The following is a 20,635-nucleotide window of genomic DNA, read 5'->3' on the forward strand; positions in this document are numbered from 1 at the left end:
ATCTGTTACAGCTAGACTGATTTTTTTGTATGAACTTTATTTGTGTCTTTTCTTATTGCTTTAATTGTTGCTTCATACTGTCCAAACTGCGACTTTACATTCTGTGACATGACCTCTATAGTAACTGCTTCCCCATTTTCTGTTTGCCAAGCTTCGGCTTCACTTTTTTGAAGAATCAATTCATTTAAACGATTTTCTTGAATCGCAGTAGTTAGTTCTGACATCGTCAATGCTGTATCTTTTACATCCAGCACAATATTATCTAGATCATTAAATGTTGTCGTTTTAGTATCATAAACTGTTACAGGTATTTTAAAGGATTCTTCTTTTAAATCAGCATCAATCAAGACTGCATCTGCCCACTGAAATCCAACGGTTGTAGAATCTACTGGAGAGACAGATTTCAACTTCGGTTCATTTCCAATAATATTTTCAAATAATTTCGTTATATCTGTTTGAATCGATTCTCCAATTGCAACCTTTTGTATCAGCGGTGTTCCATTTATTCCTTTCTTTGTAATGGATATTTTTTGAGCTACTGAACTCGTTCCATATTCGTCAATTCCAATAATTGAAACCATATGTTCACCGATTGTAAAGTGCTCCGCTTCAATTGATGCTTCATAAGGCTGCACTTCTTGATAAGGGACATTTTTAAAATCTTTTAAGGGAATGAGAGTTTTATCAGGATCATCCATTTCCAAATACAAACGATAATTATGGTTATTACTATCGAAAATAGTTCCTGTAATCTTCACACGTTCATTTTTATACATTTCACCGCTTTTTTGATCTAATGTGACGGTTGGAGGAACCATTCTCCCCAATTTTACAATTTGTTTAAAGATAGTCGATTCATCAGGTTGTACCATCACCCCTGGATTTTTCATCACTACATCTGCATTACCTATAGACATTGGTTTATTTTCTTTTAAGTCAGCAGATGAATCAGGTTGCCTTTTTCCTGATTCCCATCCAACTCCATTGACGGTCTTTGGATCATATCCGACAAAGTTATTTAACTTTCCATTATTTCCAACCGACCAATTTGGCATAGTTTCTGGGTCTGGAACCAGTGCCAATGAACTCTGTGCAATATTTAGCCCTTTAAAGTCATTAAGAACACGGATTGGTGTCCTATCTAAAATATTAACTTTTTGACTAACTCCAATTTTTTGAGCTACTGAAGTCTTATTCGTAACTTGATAACTGACTTCCACAGCTCCATCATCTAATAATTGTTGAAAAATAGTAATCTGAAAATTTTTATAAGCAAAACTTCGACTTAGTGTATTGGTCGTAGGATTTTTAGCATACACCGATTCAGCTTGATTGGCCCAGAAAAATCCACCACCCCAAACTAATTCATTCGTACCAGGTAAAAAATTATCATTAACAATCAATGCTGCTCCTATTGCATTACCATCTCCATATATCCATGTATTATTATTGTATGTGTAGGACCAAGCTTCACCATATTTCCAGCTAATTTTATTCCCGCCTTCTTCAATAAAATCAGTGTATTTTCCAACTACCCACCCGTCTTCAGTTGCTTCTTTGGTTATTCTTTCAACCTGTTGTGAAGGTATTTGACTTTTTTCTAGTTCAGTTACTAAAGTTTTTTCTAGCTTATTCCTTTCGGCACTGCTAGTCTTTCTAATTTCCGATATACTGCTCTCTTCACTCGTTTCAGCAAATATCTGCCCTTTTAAAAACTCAACATTTCCATAGACAGTAACACCAATTAAACTAATTGAGAAAATAAGCGCTATTAGCTTTTTTTGTTTTTTAAGCATGATGTATTCTTCTTTCATAAAGAATTAAACTAATTGACTTTATTTTTTTGTAGTCTGATTAGTGGGTCTTTTTTTTACTGTTTTTGTTTTAGTGAGTGCTTCTGAAGCATTTTTTCTTTTTCTTAATTCTTGATTTTTCTTTCGTCTTCTTTGTTTGATTAAGCGTGCACGTTTTTCTGCTGCTTTTTTCTTTTTATGACGATATAGGAAGAAACCAATCACTAACATAAGGAGTAAAATCACACCTACGACAACTGAAATAATCAAGATCCAGTTTGGTTCTGCTCTTTCTAATTCCACAGCTTCTTTATTTAAATTTGTGGACTCTTTTGACGAAATGGTAAATTCTTTTTCAAATTTCCATTTATCTTCACCTGATTGGGCGGCTAATTGCAACATGTAGGTTCCCGGGTCTAAGCTTTGATTGTCCCAATTAATCGGAAAATCGAAATTGGAGTTTGGTGCCATTGAAAGACCTTTTTTATTGGTTTCGTGAAGAACTTTTGTATTGCCTTTTTTCATCACTTTTGCGTCGATATCTAACTCTTTAATAATCGTCGCTTCTGTGTTTTGTATATTGGCCGTAACCGCTGTACGATAATTTAATAGGGTGGGTTTAATGTCATGTAATTCTATAACCGGCTTCACTTCATTTGTATTTTCACGAATTTGAAGTCCAATTACATAGGAATATTTATTTTTAATTTGAACATCCTTTTCTTTGGCCTCAAGCTTCGATGTATCTTCTTTTTTAGAAATATAAAATCCCCCTAAAATCAACCCATCAAATTCTTTTTCGGGCATTTGAAGAGTAAAGGGAACCTGTTTGGTTTCTTTTGGTTCTAAGGTCACTTCTTGCGCTTTCGATATAACGGACGTCAATGGATTTTTTAAGGTTGAATCAATTTTAGCATTCACTTTACTATAATCAATCACACCATTTTGGTTAGTCATGGCTACATTTGGAGAAATAAGAATGGTTGCTTTCGCATCGCTGGAATTACTAACGGTTAAGGTAATATCTTGTCTTTGGTTTGGCTCCATTTTTAGATCGAAATAAGTAAGTGTTTTATTGATTTGATTTTCTGGTATATTCGCTTTAACGGAGTAAGCCATTGTTTCGGCTGCTGCTCCTATTACTGGCATATGTTGGAGCCCCACTAGACATACAACGAGTATTGAAATAATTTTTTTCATCTTATTGTGTTCCCCTTTTCATAACTAGATATAGAAAGGACCCTTTGAACAACCGATCCTTTCTATCAAATTTTAAATTTAGTTGGTTATTTTGGTGCGTCTTCTAATTCCCACGTAATGGACGACGTGTATTCTGTATTGGCTTCTGGTGTTCCAGCAATCACATTTAATTGAACCGCTTCATTCGCTTGATCTGTTCCTGACCAAGTCGTTAGCCAAGTCCCACGACCGCTTTTATCTTTCGCATTCATGACTGGTCTACTGTCAGCATTAGTAAATAACATTTCTGAATGAGTCGGTGCAAGCGAAATATTGCTTGAGCTTCCAGCTTTTACAACACCGTTTTTGAAAGCTAGACTTGCGCCTTTTAAAACTTTATTGCCATTTTTAAATTCAGTCATTTTAGCAGATAAATGCCACCCTTCTCCAGCTCCTCGTAAATCGGTTACTTGGACAAATGGATTTGCATTCAACGCTTTATAAGCAATATCTTTACCTGTAATTTTGTGTTGTCCAAATTTTATATTAGATACATAGTCGATTGATAACGGTCCAGTTTGTCCTGTACCTTGATTTTCTGGATCTGTTGGATCTAGTGGTTTTGGGACATTTGGATTATCTGGGTTTGTTGGATCAACAGGAGGTGTTACCACGCCTTCACCCGCAATGAAATTAATTTCATTCTCTGATGTATGTGTGCTTGATACGGCTGCCTGTACTTTTGCTCCTCCAAAAGCAAATGAAGCTAAGGCTACAATTGTAATAATATATGAACTTTTTTTCATTTTTTCTCTACCATCCTTTTTAATTCTTTTTATTTATGGTGCATCTTCTAATGACCATGTAATGGTTGAAACATAGCTTGCCACTTTATTTCCTGAAGGTACTGCTAAGGTTACTTTTTCACCGTTTCCTTCGAAGGCATTGCTCCATCTTGAACGACCTTGTGTCGTTGTTGCACTCATAATTTTCGTTGGTGTTGGTGATAGATTCACTTTGAAAGCTGTTGGTGTTAAACTTGGATCCACACCTTCTTCTGTTGTTAATTTACCTGCTGGAATCGTCGTCACAGCACCTTTTAATGTCAATTTTTTATCTTCTGTTTCAAAATTGGTTGCACTTACTTTGAGATTCCACCCTAAATCTTGTCCACGTGAATCCGTTACTTGTAATCCTAATTTCGTACCTTCAACGGGTGTTGCTTCAAGTGGTGCTTGTGCTTCTGCTCCTAATTTTTTTGTTGGAAAATTAAAACTAGAAACGGCATCTAAACTTAATGGTCCTGGGTTCAACGTTGGCGGTTGAATTTCTGGATCCAGTATCTCAGGAACCGTTGCATCTCCTGCTTGTAATTCAAAATTTGCCTTTGAAGTCCCTTTACTTACTTCTGCGGCCACAACTGATTGACTACTCCCCAAAAATACAACACTCATTAAAAGACCTAAACCTATGATAGAATACTTACTTATTTTCATTTTTTTCTCCCCTTTAATCATCCATTTTATTGTGGTGCATCCATTAATGCCCATGTAACAGTAGACATATATTCACCTTTTTTATTTCCGGCAGCAACTGTTAATTTCACTTCATCTTTATCAAAAACGGTTCTCCACGTTCCAGCACCTGATCCTGCAGTAGCACTCATAAAAGTTGCTAAATCAGCATTAACTTCAACCGAACTTGTCGTTGGAGCAACAGAGATATTCCCAGAAGATTTCACTACGCCAGCTGGTAAAATAAGTTTTGTTCCTTTTAATACTTTAGTGCTATCAAGCTTATCGACAAATGGTGTTTGTGATACTTGCACATGCCACCCTGCTTCTTCTCCACGCTTATCACTCACTTGAACATTCGAATTTTCTACAACAGACGTGTAAACTTGTTGTTTTCCCTCTAATTTATGGGTAGAAAATAATAGCGGAGCAATGTTATCTAGTGTCAAACCCCCTTTATTTCCAGTTCCACCTGATGGAATTGTTGGTTCTTCTGGTTCAGTGACTGTGTCATCGTCACCTGGGGTCAAATTGATATAACCATGTGATGTACCACCTTTTCCGTCTACGCTTCCTTTAACTTCATCTTGTGTTTCCGCTGCACTGACTGTGCTTGTTCCTATCAACATACCACTTCCAACTAACCCTATTACTGCCATCATTTTCAATTTCATTTTTATTCCTCCTCTTTTTATTATTGCTACTACCACTAACAGAATCCATCCTACTGTAAGTATTTTAAATTCTTTAGGCTCCCCCGTTTGTGGCAATGTTAAGCTTGCTCTATCAACTTGCGTATTAGGTAACTCTTTGTTTTTTTGAAGAGTCCTGCCCCCGTATTCTTCTCTCTCAGTAAAATAAATACCCGCTTGACTAATAGTTGTATTCGCCATACTTGTTGATGAGAAAGTTAAAAGAAAAAACAAACTAAGTCCTGCTAATAGAACGCGCTTTAGTACCTTCATTTTTTCACCCCCCAATAATGATTGCCTTAGGTTTTTAATATGGAATTACCTAAAACCCAATTAAAATTTTAATTCATTCGTTTAAATCAACTATTTTTTTAATAATAAGACTTCATCATAATATTCAACTGATAATACTTTCGTAACTAAATTAAAACTTTTTTTAACTAGTTTTTCTAACTCAAAAAAATCTAACTCTTCAGGAAGAACGATATTCTTTCTAATTATTTTTAATGTCCCTTTTAAAGATACTTGAAATTCAACAGAATATAATATTCCATCCTCCCATTTATCCTCTATTCTCAACGTAACTCTCCCCCATTTCATTTCCTTCACAATCATTAATTTGAGCGTAAATTTTTTCTTGAATAATATAGACAATTTTTTTCAAACTAGATAGATCCTTATGTGAATAAATCATGAATTCTTCACTACAATTTTGTTCCATTGAACTATTTGTAAGAATCAAATTAGTTTGACTGTTTAATTGGCTCTGTATCTCAATATTTCCTCCAAATAGTAAAAGAAGTTTTTTTTTAATTAATTGTTCACTTAATAAATCAAATGTATCTGACATAAAAATTTTAATTGGCTTAATTTCTTTTTGATTGAATAAATATGTGTAAATGTAGTAATAATATTTTTCAATCACAATCTTTTCGCATATTTCCAACCCTTGACTTTTTATAAAATCTGAAAATTCTTTATTTTCTAATAATTTGTGATAGAACCGTGTTGTTTGTTGGTATATCTTTTGATTTAAGATAATTGGATTCAGATTATTCTCATATTTAGAAAATACAGAGCTTCTATTTAATGATAAGTCATAACGTTGATTTAAAATGTATAGGTCTTGATAGATTTGAAGTTCATCATTTAATGAAATTTGTTGATTAAAAATACGTTTGAATTCTTCTACCCATATTTGATTAATTCTTAAACATTTATTATTGTCATATGAAAACAACATAAAACTCCCCAAAGCGTCCTTCTTTATTGAAGTAATCCGCTCCGCATAAATCATATACATGAAAAAATTGGTTTCGTAAGCAACGTGTTTCTTACTGAAGATACTTTGATTATTTAGATACTCTTCATATATTTTATAAATTTCGTTATAACCTTTGAGCTCATTAAAAAGGTATGTATTTTCTAGAAGGATATTATTTTGAATTAATCTTTTCTTAATGATCAAAATCAAATAATACAACTTATGCTTTTGCATAAAATTCAACTCATTCGTCATACTTTTAATTTTTTCTTGATAAAAACGCTCTACCTCTATTTTTTGATTCTGCTGGAAAGGCCATTCAATAGAATTATAAAAAGAAGTAAAAAACTGGAAATAAAACAGTCTAATGTAATACTCATCTCCAACAATGCCTCCTTTTAAATGGGTGGCTAATGTTAAATTACTTTTTTCAAGAATTCTCATTAGTTGTTTTTTAGCTCTAGAAAAAGTTGCAGGGCTAATATATTTACTTTCACAAAAGTTAGCAACATGGATATGCCCTTTATGATACAACTCTTCTACCATACTAAAGACGATTGATTTTTTTCCACAAGCTAATACAAAAGCATCTAAATTAACATCATTCCTTTGTTTTTTATTCTCGCATGTATTTTCCAAGTAATATTCTTTATCGTTGTTCATTTTAATTTCAATATCAAAATCTTTTAGTTCACTTTCCATAAGGACTAAAAGCGTATACGCAGTCTTTTTCACAATTTTTATATGTTTAGCTATTTCATCTAGGGATACAGGTTTAACAGATTTATTAATGAAATCTACTATTTTAACCATTTTGATATACTCTAAATCTAAAAACTCTAACATATTCTATCTACTCTTTTCTTTTATTTAATCTACACTCTAAGATTAGCACAGTTTTTCTTGTTTTCTTTTCAAATAATTCCTTTAAAAAAAAGCTTGTTTATTCCTACTGTTTCAAAGTTTTTCACCAAATTTAATCTTTTTTTCGCATTCGTTCAAACAAAAAAACGAAAAAAGCCACTTTACGGTTGTTATTTTTTCATTTTTTTCCAAAAATATAAAAATGCTATCACCTCCAACAACTGTTAGTTTAGTCTAATCAGTAATAAAAATACATCTCAAAAACTCCTAACTAACATGGAGTTTTTGAAATGTATTCTAATTAATAACCTTATTCAATTATTTATTTACTTCGATTAGCATGCCTAACTCTCATTAATTTAAATTAAAACCAACTTAATAAATAATAAAAAATCATGTATCTTGATTGGTAAAATAGAAAGTAGAATAAAACGTTTCTAGTTTGGACCAGTCCTTTTCTCTTGGATATGTCAGAAAACAAAGGACTTCCACATTTGGGATAACAAGTCCAGGTATATTCGTAAGAACCAAATCACATTGATTTTTGATGTTTTCTATATCCACGAGGGTATAATTAATTCTTTTAACATCAAAACGTTTTTTAAATCTGTAGGTGATTTCATTTTGAATACGTTTTATAAATTTCTCTTCTGTACTGTAAATAAACCTTATTTTTAATGGCACTACTTCCCTCTCAAGTACGATGACAAATTCGTCCCAATAGATGATCAATATGCGTATATAGTCGTTTAATTTATAGTCTTCCAAAACTTCATCTTGAAAAATCTCTTTTAATTTTAATCGGATAAACTCAATTCCTTTAAAATAGTCATGGTTGAAATGATTGACAATATCCAATGAAAGATCGTATAAAATATGATGTTTTCCATATTCAATCATCCGACTATTACAAAGAAGAGTTACTAATACTTCTCTATTGGTCTGTTCAATTTTATACTTAAAAGCTATACTATCAATCAATTCTTCAAATTTTTCTTTGGTTTGTTTAAGCTGATTATTTATTTTTGCATGTTCTACTAATTTATTGTAACTAAAAGACCATTTCCCATCTAAAAATAAAGAAAATAATTGAATTAAATCTTGATCACTAATATCTGTATTAAATGCATTATTTAATTGTTTTTTGATTGACGAAGTGTCAACATCAGAAAAAATATTTTTCCGTTTAAGATTTGGCTCATCAATGACAAAATGATTGTTTTTCCGTCGAATTAATTGTACCAACATAAACATCTCTATTTGTTCTCTGCCTTGATATTCTAATTTAACATAATATTGTTTTAATGCTAAATCGATTAGCTCCTTAACTGCAGCTATCTGCGCTTCTGTGAAAATAGTTTTATTAAAATAATATCGCTCTAACACATAATAGGTAAAAACAGTATAAATTCTCCATTCATCCCCTATAATTTGCAACGGGTTTAAATTTATTTCCATACCTTCTTCCCGTAATACGACATTAATTCTGCTCACCATTCTTCTCAAAGATGAAGCGCTCAGAAATAACTCTTCTGACAACTTTTCTATTGTATAGGTTTCACACAAAAAAATTTTTTCAAGTAAACTGAATTCAAGGCTTGCTGAAAGCAAAGCAGAGTATATATACATAATAGAATAGTTAGAAGGGATTACAATTTTTACGCCTTTATTTCCATTAACCTTAATGTCAATCGGAAATAGAATTAACCTCGCATGCTCGATATCTCTTTTTAACGTTTTAGAAGAGACCTTAAGGTTATTACAAAGATCCCCCATAAGCAGCTCGTCTTTATCGTACAAAAATTCAACTAAATTTAAAATACGACTGTCCTGAGGAGACAATATTCTTCTCATATCTAATCAACTATCTTTTTTCACCTTAACTTTTATTTAAACGCGCTCTTCTTTAGGGCTGTAAAAAGTTTAGTTAAGATTTCATTTCGACACACCTGTCTGCATAGATAATTAATTTTTAGCTAACAAAAATTCAATATCTTTCATCATATTTTTAGGGCTATCCGTCGGTGCATATCTTTTTACAATAGTTCCTTCTTGATCAATTAAAAATTTCGTGAAATTCCATTTAATTTTACTTCCTAAAACACCTGAAGTATTCTCAACTAAATAAGAAAAAATTGGGTTCGCATTTTCACCGTTTACTTTGGAAATCTCATGCATAGGAAAGCTCACTCCATAAGTCAAACGACATGCCTCTCCCGCTTCTTTGCTCGTACCTAGTTCTTGTTTAAACTGGTTAGATGGGAATCCTAAGACCTCTAATCCTTTTTCACTGTATGCCTCATAGATTGTTTCTAAATCTTCAAATTGAGGTGCTAGCCCACACTTAGTTGCTGTATTTACGATCACGAGTACCTTACCTCGATATTTTTCCATTGAGTAGGTTTCGCCATTTTCTAGTGTTGCTGTATAATCATAAATAGTCATTTTAGTTCCCCTTCCTCAAATAACAAAAGTTAATTTTCATTCTATTGACTATTCATAGTATATCCTAAAACTACTTTTTCCCCTCTGATTTAGTCTTATTTTTTAGCATTTTTTTATACAATGTTCAATCAGGTATGATTAAGGGGAGACTTAGGTATACTTTTAATATTTCTCTCTACCTAATAAGCATATATTGAGTACCTTCTATATTTAGTCCTTTTCTATTATCATGAATTGTCTATCTTTTTGCAAGAACTTATTGTAACCTTAATCATGCTATTTTTTGTAACCTAGAATCAAGGTTCTAGCAATGACACTTCATCTTCAAAATTTAAATAAATTGAATTTTTTCACTTTCTTCTTTTTGATTGCACTCTCTTGTTCATTCATAGCAGGAATTCGTAATTTAAAGAAACATTAAAGTAGACCAAATAAAAACAAGCAACGCTTTTATTTGGTGAGAAAAGTGTTGCTTGCTTTTATAATTTATTTAGTAGATGCTTGTGGTTTTATTTTCTCCCACACGACTGTCATTTCGTTATACTCGTTAATTTCAATAATGGGTTGCTTTTGATAATAAATAAGAAAAAATAATAAATGAATCATCCAATCATTCCTCTCATCTTTAAGAACATTCTTACCTTTCTATATCTATCTTACCGAAGAGCTATGAACATTCTGTTAATAAAAACTAAAGGAAAGGTTAAATCAGTAAAATAAAACAGCTGTCCACAAATTGTGAACAGCTGTTTTTAATTTGTAACTTCAATCGAAGTTAGCATCTTTTTCATATTTCGTTTTCTAAAGTAACCTAAAATAATACCTAGTAGTTGGTCATTTAAATTTTGAATCGTTCCAAAAGACTCCATTTTTTCTTCATAATGAATACGGCAACGATTAGCATCCAACGCTTCAATTTTGTAGGCTACTTCAAATTTATTTTTCACTGTTTCCGTTGTGAATGCATACGCTTCGTTATCTACCATTTCAGTAATCACAATTTTACCAGTAGATGTTTTATTGAATTGTTTTTTATAAGTAAAACCTGCTAATTGATTTCTTCTTAAGGCTTTCTTTGTGTGTACACGAATATCGTACAACACAGATTCCATCACTCGGTCGTAAAAATATTGAGCGGATACATTTAATTCTTTTGTAATTTCCATTTATTTTCCCCTCCACTTTTTTTAATCCCTTGAGCTTTGCCTTTTCGATAAATAAGATAGCCCACTGCTAAAATGAATCCTCCTGTGATTAACACAGAATAGTTGATAATCATTCCATTTCCAACAGCACTCATCATCATAATCAGCAATCCGATACTCATTACAAACAATCCATTCTTAAGCATATGACTCATCCTTTCATTCTGCGGTTACTTGAAAATATAACACTGCACCATAAGGAGTCTCCTTAATAATTTCTTTTACTTTTTTTGCAGTGGCTTCAAGATCAGTTGCATTTGTGTTGAAATACAATTTCATTCCTTTTTTTTCAATAAACTCAAAAGTTAATCCTTCTTCATTATACGTTGTTAACGTTTCAATTATTTTATCTTGTTGAACTGGTGCATTTAATACGATCATCGGGTTCCCTCTTTTCTCTTGATTAGGTTCCTTACTATACTATAATGCAAGTTTCATGCCAAGTAGTTAGCTCTGAAAACCTTATTTTAAAACGATTTAATTAGTCTAAACAATTACACATACCTTTTAAATTTACACACTAATAATAAAACGGTTTGCTTTGATGACTGATCCATCGAAGCAAACCGTTATTTTTATGCGTCTACTTCACCTGCATTTGGATCAATTTTATTTGCTGCTAATACAAATGGTGTCCAGATTGCAAAAGCAACAACTGAATTAATTAAGGTTAAAATTGGTGCACGCCAGTCCCCGCCAGTTGCAAGGAATGAATTTAAGAACGGAGGCATAACCCATAGCACTTGAACTTTGATTGGACTTACTAAACCAAGTGTTGTTGCAAAGTAAGCAATTGTTACCATCACACATGGTGCTAATAAGAATGGAATAAAGTAAATAGCGTTCAATACAATTGGCAAACCAAACATTGCTGGTTCATTGATGTTGAAAATTCCTGGCGCTAATGATAACTTAGCAACAGTTAATTGATCTGCGCGTTTTGAGAATAGTAAGATGGCAATAATCAAGACAATCGTACCACCTGAACCACCCATCCAAACATAAGCATCAAATGATCCGCGTACCCACTCATAAGGAAGTGGCAAACCTTTTTGTGCAGCGTTTACATTTTCAAGCCCTGCAGTTCCCCAAATAGATTCTAGAACTGGTGCTAATACGTTAGGTCCATGAATTCCAAAGAACCATAACAATTGAACTAAGAAAGTAATTAGTAGTACAACGCTAAAGCCTTGTGATAGCGCTAATAGCGGCGCTTGGATTTCTGCAGAAATCCAATCAATAATAGCCATTCCTGTTACTTTTGTAAATACGAAATTGATAATACCTGAAACATATAAAGCAACTGTTGCTGGGATAATTGCAGCAAAAGCTTTTGATACTGCTGGTGGAACTTGTTCTGGCATTTTGATTGTAATATTTGCTAACATTAATTTAGAGAAAATAATAACTGAAATAAATCCGAATAACATTGCTGTAAATAGTCCAGTGCCACCTAAGTGTGCGCCAATATTAAAATAACTACCACCTGTTGATGAAATAACTGAAACCCCATCTGCTGTTGCTACTTGTCCACCTGCATCTGTAATCATTGTTACAGCGCTTTTAGATAAAACAGCTTTTAGTGGGAAATCAACGGTTGCTGCTTGTGCTAATCCCATTACAAATGCTGCTAGTGAAACCACTGCACCTGATAAAGCATCTACTTTATAAGCTTTAGCTAAATTATAACCTAATGTCATTGAGAAAATAACTGCTACAACTGCTAAAGTTCCTGTCCAAACAAATCCATTAACTCCAATGATTGGATTCATTGCTTTAACAAAACCTGTCCATCCCCATTCAGTAGGAAAATCACGTAAGAAGGCATTTAACAGTACTGCAATCGATCCTGCCATAGTTGCTGGCATTGTACCAATAAAAGCATCACGTAGAGCAACCAAGTGCTTCTGTGATCCTACTTTTGTTGCAACTGGAACCACATATTTTTCGAGCCAATTCATCAAACCATTCATTTTTATTCCTCCCAAAATTTAATTAATAGTTATAAAATAAATAAAAGCGTTCTCATTTATTTTGATAATATCCAAATCTAGTAAGTTTTTTCTTGCTGGTTAACAGAAATACTCATCATCCTTTTGTAAACAATGACCATTTATCTCGCTAAATCACGAAATAGGATAGTATTCATTAAATGATCTTGGCTCATCGTTTACAGCACTTTTAGCATTTCCCCTATTGATGATCAATCCCATGATTATTTCTAAATTTTGTTCATTCAGTTATCACATCCACTCCTTTACTAAATCGTCATGACTATTTCATTAAGTTCATTGCTTGATCTAATACTTTTTCGCCATTCATCATGCCATAATCTTGCATGTTAATAACTTCTAATGGAATGCCTTTTTCAGCTACCTTAGGTTCAAATTGGGCTTTCATAAAGCGTACTTGTGGGCCTAATAGCATCACGTCAATATTTTTTGATTCTAAATTTGTATCAGCTTCTGAAGCGGATACTGCAAAAATTTCTGCGTCTAGTCCTCTTGCTTCTGCTGCTTTTTCCATCTTTGTTACTAATAAACTTGTACTCATTCCTGCTGAACATACTAACATGATTGTTTTATCTGCCATTGTCATTCACTCCGTTTCTTTTTATTGTTTACACTTTATTATAATGCAAGTTTCGTGCCAATAAAAAAGATATTGAAAACGCTATCATTATAACGTTTCCAATATCTTTTTTATTCTACACACTTTGAGGAATGTTTACACAGATAAGTTATTTCATTGATTCTCCATTAATTTATCTGCCCAAGCCAACACACTTTCTCCGTCCATCAAGCCATAATCCTTCATTGAAATTACTTCAACAGGAATTCCTTTTGGTTCTAGCAAAGGCGCAAACTGTTTTTTCATAAAACGTACTTGTGGACCTAGTAACATGACATCAATTTCTTTTTCTTCTAAATAGGTATTCACATCTGAACCTGAAAGAGCAAATATTTCAAAAGGCAACTGCTTACTTTTTGCTGCTTTTTCCATATTTGAAACTAAGAGACTGGTACTCATTCCTGCTGAACATACTACCATAATCTTTTTCTTTTCCAATTGGTTGTACCTCCTATTTACTTTCTTAAAAAAAGATAGGAGAATATCTCCTATCTTTACTTTAGTGGCTTGTGCTTAAGCGATTGGTACGCCAGCCATTTTTTTATATAAATCAACCATCTCAGCTGCTAAGTCACGGAATGTGATTGCATTCATTAAATGATCTTGACTGTGTACGGTTAACAATGTTACTGCTACATGATCGCCTTTTGCTTCTTGTGTAAGCATACTAGTTTGTGAATGATGAGCTTCTACCAATGCTTTGTCTGAATCAATTAATTTTTGATCTGCCAACTCAAAATCACCTTTTTTTGCTGCATGAATGGCTTCCATTGCATCACTCTTAGCATTTCCTCCGTTAATAATTAATCCCATGATTGTTTCTAAATTTTCTTGATCTGCCATAATTAAACGCTCCTCTATCTACTAATTGTGTATTTTTATTTCATTAAGCTTAACGCTTGATCTAATACTTTTTCGCCATTCATCATACCGTAATCTTGCATGTTAATAACTTCTAATGGAATTCCTTTTTCTGCTAATTTAGGTTCAAATTGGGCTTTCATAAAGCGTACTTGTGGGCCTAATAGCATCACGTCAATATTTTTTGATTCTAAATTTGTATCAGCTTCTGAAGCGGATACTGCAAAAATTTCTGCGTCTAGTCCTCTTGCTTCTGCTGCTTTTTCCATCTTTGTTACTAATAAACTTGTACTCATTCCTGCTGAACATACTAACATGATTGTTTTATCTGCCATTGTTATTCACTCCGTTTCTCTTATTGTCTACACTTTATTATAATGCAAGTTCCGTGCCAACTTTTAATCATCAAAATCCAGATATACCAATGTTTTTAGGATTCATTTAATTACACTCTCTACCTTAAATTTTTACACACTTCATTTAAACAGCAACTTTATTGATTGCACGCTTCTTTTTCCCTTTACACTATCGCTTGAAGCTAATTTTAGTAGACTGATTATAGTCAATACCAATAAAGAAACATCCCACACTTAAAATTGTGGGATGTCTTTAAATTTAAGCTACTTCTTTTTCGCGTTTTAATTCTTGAATTTCAGCAATTTTTACAAATGGTGCGTAGATTACAACTGAAATTAATAAGTTAACTGCTGCTAATACTCCACCTGCAACGCTTTGAGTTGCTAAGAATCCGCCAATAATTGGAGGAGTTACCCATGGTGGCATTACCGTTGCTGCTGGTACAAGTCCAGAACTAGTTGCCAAGTATGCAACAGTTACTAAAACAACTGGTGTCAAAATAAATGGAATGAACATTAATGGGTTTAGCACAATTGGCAAACCGAACATCATTGGTTCATTAATATTAAAAATCCCTGGTGCTGTACTTAAATTTGTTACGATTTTATAAGCTTTATTACGACGTCCGAATAAGAAAATAGCAATAATTAAACCTAATGTTGCACCTGTTCCACCTAAGTTTACAAATGAATCAAAGAATGGTTTGTTTACAATATAGGGTGCTACTTCGCCAGCTTTGATTGCCGCTTGATTCGCTTCAATTGCTGGTAAATTAATTGTTTGCATTAATGGCTCTACCATGTTCGCGCCATGTAATCCAAAGAACCATAGGAATGGTGTAATAAATGCTAATAGCATTGCTGATGGCAATGAATTTGCCAATCCCATAAATGGTTGTTGAACCAACTCGTAGAATGACGCTACTAAATCTTTAACACCGAATGCTAAGAAAATTGTTGTGATTAAACCAAAGATACTAATTGTAATCATTGCTGGGAATAACGCTGCAAATGATTTTGCTACTGCTGGTGGCACGCCTTCTGGCATTTTTACGATTAGTTTTTCATTTCCAACTAGACGAGAAAAAATCTCAGCAGAAATCAAACCAACTAATAGTGCGATAAACAATCCGTTTGAAGCCATTCCTGTTGCTCCACCAAGAGCAAAGAAAGATGCTACAGAAACAACACCGGCTGCTACGCCATCTTTACCATAATGCTTTGTTAGGTTGTAGGCAACCATGAAAGCGATTAAAACTGATAAGATACCAAAAGTTCCGTTCCAAACATTTCCACCGAAACTCTTCCAAAGTTCTTCACCAAAAGTATTGTTCATAAATGTTTGATACATTGGAATTGGTAAATTATTGATCAAAATTGCCAATGATCCTAAAATCATTAGTGGCATTGTTACAATAAATGCATCCCTAATTGCCACTAAGTGACGTTGCGCTGCGATTTTTGACGCAGGTGGGATAAAGTATTTCTCCATAAAATTAATAAATCCATCCATTTTTATTGCCTCCTTATAATTGAGGTTTAAATTAAAATCATTGCCAATAAATAATTGCTTAAAACAAATTTTTCTATTTTAACTTTTTTAATTTAACCCCTTACATTGTTTATTATATGCAAGTATCGTGCCAAAATAAAAAAACACGAAGAAAGCTTTAAAATCAAGTTTTCTTCATGGTTTTCATTTAATACACAATAGCTACAGTACCTTACACACTTTCATTTTTGTGTATTTTTATTTATTTAACTCGTTATTTATTAATTGTTAATTGAACTTTATTGTCAATAAACATTTGAACAATATAGGCTACTTCATCTTCTACCATTAGAACGCCATATTGTTTTTCAATTGCCATTAAAGCTGTTTTAACAATATCCATTTCGATTCGATGTTGTTTTTTATACTCTTCTAAATTAGGAAAATTACGAATAACCGTCCCTACTTTTAGGCGTTCAACTAAAAAGGCTAAGTGAATCATAATTCCTGTATCGACACCCGGTTCAACAATAATATGCATATCTGTTTGAAGTTGGTGGACAATTTTTTGAGAAAGCATCACTAGTTTATGAACCGAACCAACATTACGAATCGTTCCTTCTAGTGATTGAATCATTTGTTCTACAGGAATTTCTTCGTCAACAATTCGTTTTAAAATATTTAATTTTTCATCATTAAAAATATCATAGGCTGAAAAATATGGAATGTTTTGATAATCAAATTCAACAGTCCCAACAATCGCTTTAATTTCATATTCTTCCATCAAATCATCAATATGTTGTTTGAATGCTTCCCTGTGTAAAAATTGTAATTGAATAATTTTCGTGCGGCTTTCATCAATTACAGGGCTGATTCGCTCGTTTAAATGTTTTGCTACACCTTCCCCTGTAAAACAGGTGACTAATACAGCTTTTTTTTGCGGTTTTTCATTGGTTAAAGGATGTTTTGAATAATTTTCAAATGAAAGTTGGCAATTTTGATAAATGTCTTCCAACGTTCTTCCTACAGATGCCATTCTTACTGCTTCTAACACAATAGGGGTACTTACCATAGAAAGGGATTTTGTACGAATGCCTAGTTCTTCAGAAAGCATATTGCCAAAAGAAGTTAGCGAACCCATGTCGGACAATACTAATAACCCATGTTTATAAGACTCTCGATCTGCAAGTATTGTTGTTTTAACGCGCTCATACATCTTTTGAACTTCCATCGTCAATGGCATATCAATAGCGACTCCAACTTTGGTGTCTAGCAATTCTTGTACAGTCTCTAACATACTAGTTGCTGTTGATCGCCCATGCATTAGAACCATAATAGAGACGAGTTCTTCTTGCGGTACTACTGCGTCGCTAATATCAATCGTTAAAAACATGGTAATAAAACCGATTTCATCAAAAGGGATTTCAATTTGTAAACTTTCTTCAATCATACCAGATAAATCAATGGCTACTTGGAATTCTTTTGAATAATTTTTTCGAACATTGTTTAAATCTGGATGAACAATTTGACGATTTTCTTTGATACGTTCAATCGAACTTTGCAAATGTAGTGCAAATGCAAAACGCGCTTTTGGATTGTAGCTTCGATCTAGTCGTTCTTCGGCTAAGTCATAGAGTTGGTCCGTTAAACTTCGAATATCTTCTGGGATCAAATCTTGATGAACTTCACTCATCGATAATTTTTCAACATAATCTCTAAAATATTTGTTCATATCTGTTGCCATTAATTCTTCTAAATTGATGTCATCAATTGAACCTGTTGCTAAAATTTCATCTACTTTTTCCTCAATAATACTGTATACACCCATATCTTTATCTGTTTCTTGACCACTTGGAACATAGCTAAATTGACTGGTTTTATGATCAATTAATCGTTCCATACGTTCAGGCGCTTCTTTGACTAAAAGCAATCCTTTTTGAACTTGTAATGGCAAATCTTTTTGGGAAATACGTAAATATTCTTCTTGGTGAGTTCGGTAGTGTAAAAATGCTTTCGCGCATACTAATTTTAAATCTCTTTGGACTTGTCCAATATTGCCCTCTGCATGGTATAACATGAAAGCTAATAATACTTCTCTTTCTACGACAATTTTTTGGCCAAGACGATCTGATTCTTTTTGTAAAAAAGTAGCAACTAATTCATAGCGTTCATCAATTGATCTTTCTTCTAATGGAGGTAATGTAATCATCATTGGAATACGGCGATTAAACGTTGACAGTAATGTATCAGAATTTTCTGTTGTCGCTCCTATAATTTGAACACTTGCTTCATGGACTTGACTGCTTTCACCTAGCGGACGGTAAATCCCTTTATCGATGAAAGTAAAGAGCATTTCTTGTCCTTCTGGAGGCAAACGATGGATCTCATCTAAAAAAAGAATTCCTCCATTTGCTTTATTCATTAACCCAGGGCGATCTTCGGCAGCCCCTGTATAGGAACCTTTTTTAACACCAAAAATATGACCAAATAATAATTGAGGATTTTGAGCATAATCCGCGCAGTTGAAAGAAATAAAAGGAGCGTCTGCGGCTAATGTTTCTGACTCTACTGCAAAGTGGTACATCGACTCAGCAAATAGGGATTTACCTGTTCCTGTTTTACCAAAAATAATAGTGTGTAATCCTCTTGGGGGATATAAAATGGCCGCTTTTGCTTGTTGAATCATTACTTTAAGAGATTCTTTATTCCCAATAAGATGAGCAAAGGATTCAGTATCATTTGTCGCATGTTCTTTCTTTTTATCAAGGCGTTGATACAAAACTGGTCTGCCGTTTATTTTTTCAATGGCTTTTTCTTTAAACAAATCATTTAAATATCTACTTACGTTTGCACGATCTAAATCCAATTCTTTTGCAATCTCAACTGCTGTAAATTGTTCAGATCGATTTTCTAAAAAATTTAAAATATCTTTTTTTCGATTAGACAACTAGTATTCCCCCAATCTAAACTTGTTCAAACTTCTATTTTTAAATAAAATGGGCTTTTTTATCTTTATTCTTTTGTTTTTCTTCTTGCCCCTTTGTTTTTTTGATCTTTCTTTTTGTTTTTTCTTTTTTTAGGAATTTCTGGAGTAGGAGCATTTTTTTTCTTTTCTTTTTTTACTTTTGGAGAAGCTGGTTTACTTTCTACTTCAACTTGTTCTGTTTGTTCTGGACGCTCAGTAACAATTTCTCCGCCAAATAGATATAATGGCGTTAATTCAATCTCTAAAGGCTCGACAATTTTTTTAAATTCACGACGTTCTCGATCATTCACCAAGGTTAAAACTGTTCCGTCAGCCCCCATTCTAGCCGTTCTGCCTGAACGATGAATATAGCTTTCTTTAGTCATCGGTAAATCATATTGAATCACATAAGGCAAACCGTGAATGTCTAATCCTCTTGACGCCACATCAGTTGTTAATAAAAGTTTTACTTTTTTATTTCTAAATTGTTGCAAAGCGTGTTGACGTTCTGTTTTATATTTTTCTCCATGTAAGACCGCAACGGAAACACCTTCATAACTTAATTTTTCAGCTACAGTTACTAAATTGGCTACGTTATTGATAAATACCAAACCACTGAAGTCAGGGAGTTGTGTTAATCGTTTAATAACTTCAACACGTTTTCTTGTTGGCGTTTCAATATAGCCATGAACAACGGTCCCATGTGACTCATCTTCATTCGTTACATCAATCCATAGTGGATCGCTATTAAACCATTTTGGCATCTCAGTCATGATTTCATTACTGGTTGCTGAGAAAAAACCCATTTGTCGTTCATTTGGCATGTTAGCCACTACTTTTCTAACAGTTGCTAACTGATCTTGTTGAAGTAAATGATCTGCTTCATCTAAAATGACTGTTTTCACTTGGTGTAATTTTAATTTTTTTAAATCAGAAATTTCTAAAATTCGACCTGCTGTTCCTACAATAATTTCAGGCTTGTCTCTTAATTTTTCTAGTTGACGTTTAATATTGGCTCCACCAATTAAGGGTTGAACTTTAATGTCTACTTGTTTCGCCCATTCTTTTACAACGGCTGCCACTTGAACAGCTAATTCTTGTGAGGGTGTTAAAATAACAACTTGTAACCCAGCCTTTGGCACGATTGTTTCTAAAAGCGGGAGTGTGTAAGCCACTGTTTTTCCTGTTCCAGTTGGTGAAATGCCGATCACGTCTTTGCCTTCAATTAATGGCGTAAATACTTTTTCTTGAATTGCAGAAGGTTGATTGTACGCTAATTTTTCCCAGTATGCTTGTAGTTCGTTTGTTAGTTTATCCATAGTGTGTAATTTCCCCGTTTCTCTATCGTTCATCTTATCTATTATACTTTAAAAA

Annotated in this window: 20 protein-coding genes; all 20 read right to left on the bottom strand. The window is 33.3% G+C overall.

Annotated elements, in window-relative coordinates:
• Positions 1–11: 11 nt before the first annotated feature.
• Complete coding sequence (locus BR52_RS13095; protein WP_236707170.1) at positions 12–1,796, bottom strand: hypothetical protein; 1,785 nt, start codon at positions 1,794–1,796, stop codon at positions 12–14.
• A gap of 39 nt (positions 1,797–1,835) precedes the next feature.
• The gene (locus BR52_RS07085) at positions 1,836–2,993 is read right to left on the bottom strand and encodes a WxLIP family cell surface protein (protein ID WP_034570790.1); all 1,158 of its coding nucleotides are present in this window, start codon (positions 2,991–2,993) and stop codon (positions 1,836–1,838) included.
• An 86-nt stretch (positions 2,994–3,079) separates the two neighbouring features.
• A complete protein-coding gene (locus BR52_RS07090) occupies positions 3,080–3,778 on the bottom strand; it encodes a WxL domain-containing protein (protein ID WP_034570792.1) in 699 nt (232 codons plus the stop codon).
• Between the two features lie 33 nt (positions 3,779–3,811).
• Positions 3,812–4,468, bottom strand: coding sequence for a WxL domain-containing protein (locus tag BR52_RS07095; RefSeq protein ID WP_034570794.1), 657 nt, complete (start codon positions 4,466–4,468; stop codon positions 3,812–3,814).
• A gap of 26 nt (positions 4,469–4,494) precedes the next feature.
• Complete coding sequence (locus BR52_RS07100; protein WP_034570796.1) at positions 4,495–5,451, bottom strand: WxL domain-containing protein; 957 nt, start codon at positions 5,449–5,451, stop codon at positions 4,495–4,497.
• Between the two features lie 90 nt (positions 5,452–5,541).
• Positions 5,542–5,757 (bottom strand): hypothetical protein, encoded by a 216-nt coding sequence (locus BR52_RS07105; RefSeq protein WP_034570799.1) that lies wholly within the window; start codon positions 5,755–5,757, stop codon positions 5,542–5,544.
• A complete protein-coding gene (locus BR52_RS07110) occupies positions 5,741–7,288 on the bottom strand; it encodes a helix-turn-helix domain-containing protein (protein ID WP_034570804.1) in 1,548 nt (515 codons plus the stop codon). Before BR52_RS07110 ends, BR52_RS07105 begins: the two co-directional genes overlap by 17 nt.
• Positions 7,289–7,699: 411 nt before the next feature.
• On the bottom strand, positions 7,700–9,160 hold the full coding sequence (locus BR52_RS07115) for an AcpB/EbpR/MafR family transcriptional regulator (protein WP_034570807.1): 1,461 nt from the start codon (positions 9,158–9,160) through the stop codon (positions 7,700–7,702).
• 111 nt (positions 9,161–9,271) lie between these two features.
• The gene (locus BR52_RS07120) at positions 9,272–9,751 is read right to left on the bottom strand and encodes a glutathione peroxidase (protein ID WP_034570809.1); all 480 of its coding nucleotides are present in this window, start codon (positions 9,749–9,751) and stop codon (positions 9,272–9,274) included.
• A gap of 752 nt (positions 9,752–10,503) precedes the next feature.
• Entirely contained in the window at positions 10,504–10,917 is a 414-nt protein-coding gene (locus BR52_RS07125; RefSeq protein ID WP_034570812.1) for a DUF3284 domain-containing protein, read from the bottom strand.
• Positions 10,896–11,102, bottom strand: coding sequence for a DUF3188 domain-containing protein (locus BR52_RS07130; protein WP_034570815.1), 207 nt, complete (start codon positions 11,100–11,102; stop codon positions 10,896–10,898). The genes BR52_RS07125 and BR52_RS07130 overlap by 22 nt, the downstream gene beginning before the upstream one ends.
• Before the next feature lie 13 nt (positions 11,103–11,115).
• Positions 11,116–11,337, bottom strand: coding sequence for a hypothetical protein (locus BR52_RS07135; RefSeq protein WP_034570817.1), 222 nt, complete (start codon positions 11,335–11,337; stop codon positions 11,116–11,118).
• Between the two features lie 194 nt (positions 11,338–11,531).
• A complete protein-coding gene (locus BR52_RS07140) occupies positions 11,532–12,929 on the bottom strand; it encodes a PTS sugar transporter subunit IIC (RefSeq protein WP_034570820.1) in 1,398 nt (465 codons plus the stop codon).
• Positions 12,930–13,230: 301 nt separating this feature from the next.
• The gene (locus tag BR52_RS07145; RefSeq protein WP_034570823.1) at positions 13,231–13,548 is read right to left on the bottom strand and encodes a PTS sugar transporter subunit IIB; all 318 of its coding nucleotides are present in this window, start codon (positions 13,546–13,548) and stop codon (positions 13,231–13,233) included.
• A 153-nt stretch (positions 13,549–13,701) separates the two neighbouring features.
• Positions 13,702–14,025 carry a PTS sugar transporter subunit IIB gene (locus BR52_RS07150; RefSeq protein ID WP_034570825.1) on the bottom strand — a complete coding sequence of 108 codons (324 nt, stop codon included), beginning with the start codon at positions 14,023–14,025 and terminating at the stop codon, positions 13,702–13,704.
• A 75-nt stretch (positions 14,026–14,100) separates the two neighbouring features.
• A complete protein-coding gene (locus BR52_RS07155; RefSeq protein WP_034570829.1) occupies positions 14,101–14,430 on the bottom strand; it encodes a PTS lactose/cellobiose transporter subunit IIA in 330 nt (109 codons plus the stop codon).
• Positions 14,431–14,465: 35 nt separating this feature from the next.
• On the bottom strand, positions 14,466–14,783 hold the full coding sequence (locus BR52_RS07160) for a PTS sugar transporter subunit IIB (protein WP_034570831.1): 318 nt from the start codon (positions 14,781–14,783) through the stop codon (positions 14,466–14,468).
• Between the two features lie 280 nt (positions 14,784–15,063).
• Complete coding sequence (locus tag BR52_RS07165; RefSeq protein WP_034570834.1) at positions 15,064–16,317, bottom strand: PTS sugar transporter subunit IIC; 1,254 nt, start codon at positions 16,315–16,317, stop codon at positions 15,064–15,066.
• A gap of 253 nt (positions 16,318–16,570) precedes the next feature.
• Complete coding sequence (locus tag BR52_RS07170; RefSeq protein ID WP_034570837.1) at positions 16,571–19,243, bottom strand: sigma-54-dependent transcriptional regulator; 2,673 nt, start codon at positions 19,241–19,243, stop codon at positions 16,571–16,573.
• Between the two features lie 65 nt (positions 19,244–19,308).
• The gene (locus BR52_RS07175; RefSeq protein ID WP_034570839.1) at positions 19,309–20,580 is read right to left on the bottom strand and encodes a DEAD/DEAH box helicase; all 1,272 of its coding nucleotides are present in this window, start codon (positions 20,578–20,580) and stop codon (positions 19,309–19,311) included.
• Between the last annotated feature and the right edge of the window lie 55 nt (positions 20,581–20,635).

The sequence above is a fragment of the Carnobacterium divergens DSM 20623 genome (assembly GCF_000744255.1).
In the GTDB taxonomy this organism is placed as follows: domain Bacteria; phylum Bacillota; class Bacilli; order Lactobacillales; family Carnobacteriaceae; genus Carnobacterium; species Carnobacterium divergens.

Coding starts and splice junctions, on each gene's coding strand:
- BR52_RS07125 (WP_034570812.1), bottom strand. CDS start 10,917: ATGGAAATTACAAAAGAATTAAATGTATCCGCTCAATATTTTTACGAC.
- BR52_RS07145 (WP_034570823.1), bottom strand. CDS start 13,548: ATGGCAGATAAAACAATCATGTTAGTATGTTCAGCAGGAATGAGTACA.
- BR52_RS07140 (WP_034570820.1), bottom strand. CDS start 12,929: ATGAATGGTTTGATGAATTGGCTCGAAAAATATGTGGTTCCAGTTGCA.
- BR52_RS07110 (WP_034570804.1), bottom strand. CDS start 7,288: ATGTTAGAGTTTTTAGATTTAGAGTATATCAAAATGGTTAAAATAGTA.
- BR52_RS07135 (WP_034570817.1), bottom strand. CDS start 11,337: ATGATCGTATTAAATGCACCAGTTCAACAAGATAAAATAATTGAAACG.
- BR52_RS07085 (WP_034570790.1), bottom strand. CDS start 2,993: ATGAAAAAAATTATTTCAATACTCGTTGTATGTCTAGTGGGGCTCCAA.
- BR52_RS07165 (WP_034570834.1), bottom strand. CDS start 16,317: ATGGATGGATTTATTAATTTTATGGAGAAATACTTTATCCCACCTGCG.
- BR52_RS07130 (WP_034570815.1), bottom strand. CDS start 11,102: ATGCTTAAGAATGGATTGTTTGTAATGAGTATCGGATTGCTGATTATG.
- BR52_RS13095 (WP_236707170.1), bottom strand. CDS start 1,796: ATGCTTAAAAAACAAAAAAAGCTAATAGCGCTTATTTTCTCAATTAGT.
- BR52_RS07100 (WP_034570796.1), bottom strand. CDS start 5,451: ATGAAGGTACTAAAGCGCGTTCTATTAGCAGGACTTAGTTTGTTTTTT.
- BR52_RS07160 (WP_034570831.1), bottom strand. CDS start 14,783: ATGGCAGATAAAACAATCATGTTAGTATGTTCAGCAGGAATGAGTACA.
- BR52_RS07120 (WP_034570809.1), bottom strand. CDS start 9,751: ATGACTATTTATGATTATACAGCAACACTAGAAAATGGCGAAACCTAC.
- BR52_RS07175 (WP_034570839.1), bottom strand. CDS start 20,580: ATGGATAAACTAACAAACGAACTACAAGCATACTGGGAAAAATTAGCG.
- BR52_RS07090 (WP_034570792.1), bottom strand. CDS start 3,778: ATGAAAAAAAGTTCATATATTATTACAATTGTAGCCTTAGCTTCATTT.
- BR52_RS07115 (WP_034570807.1), bottom strand. CDS start 9,160: ATGAGAAGAATATTGTCTCCTCAGGACAGTCGTATTTTAAATTTAGTT.
- BR52_RS07095 (WP_034570794.1), bottom strand. CDS start 4,468: ATGAAAATAAGTAAGTATTCTATCATAGGTTTAGGTCTTTTAATGAGT.
- BR52_RS07155 (WP_034570829.1), bottom strand. CDS start 14,430: ATGGCAGATCAAGAAAATTTAGAAACAATCATGGGATTAATTATTAAC.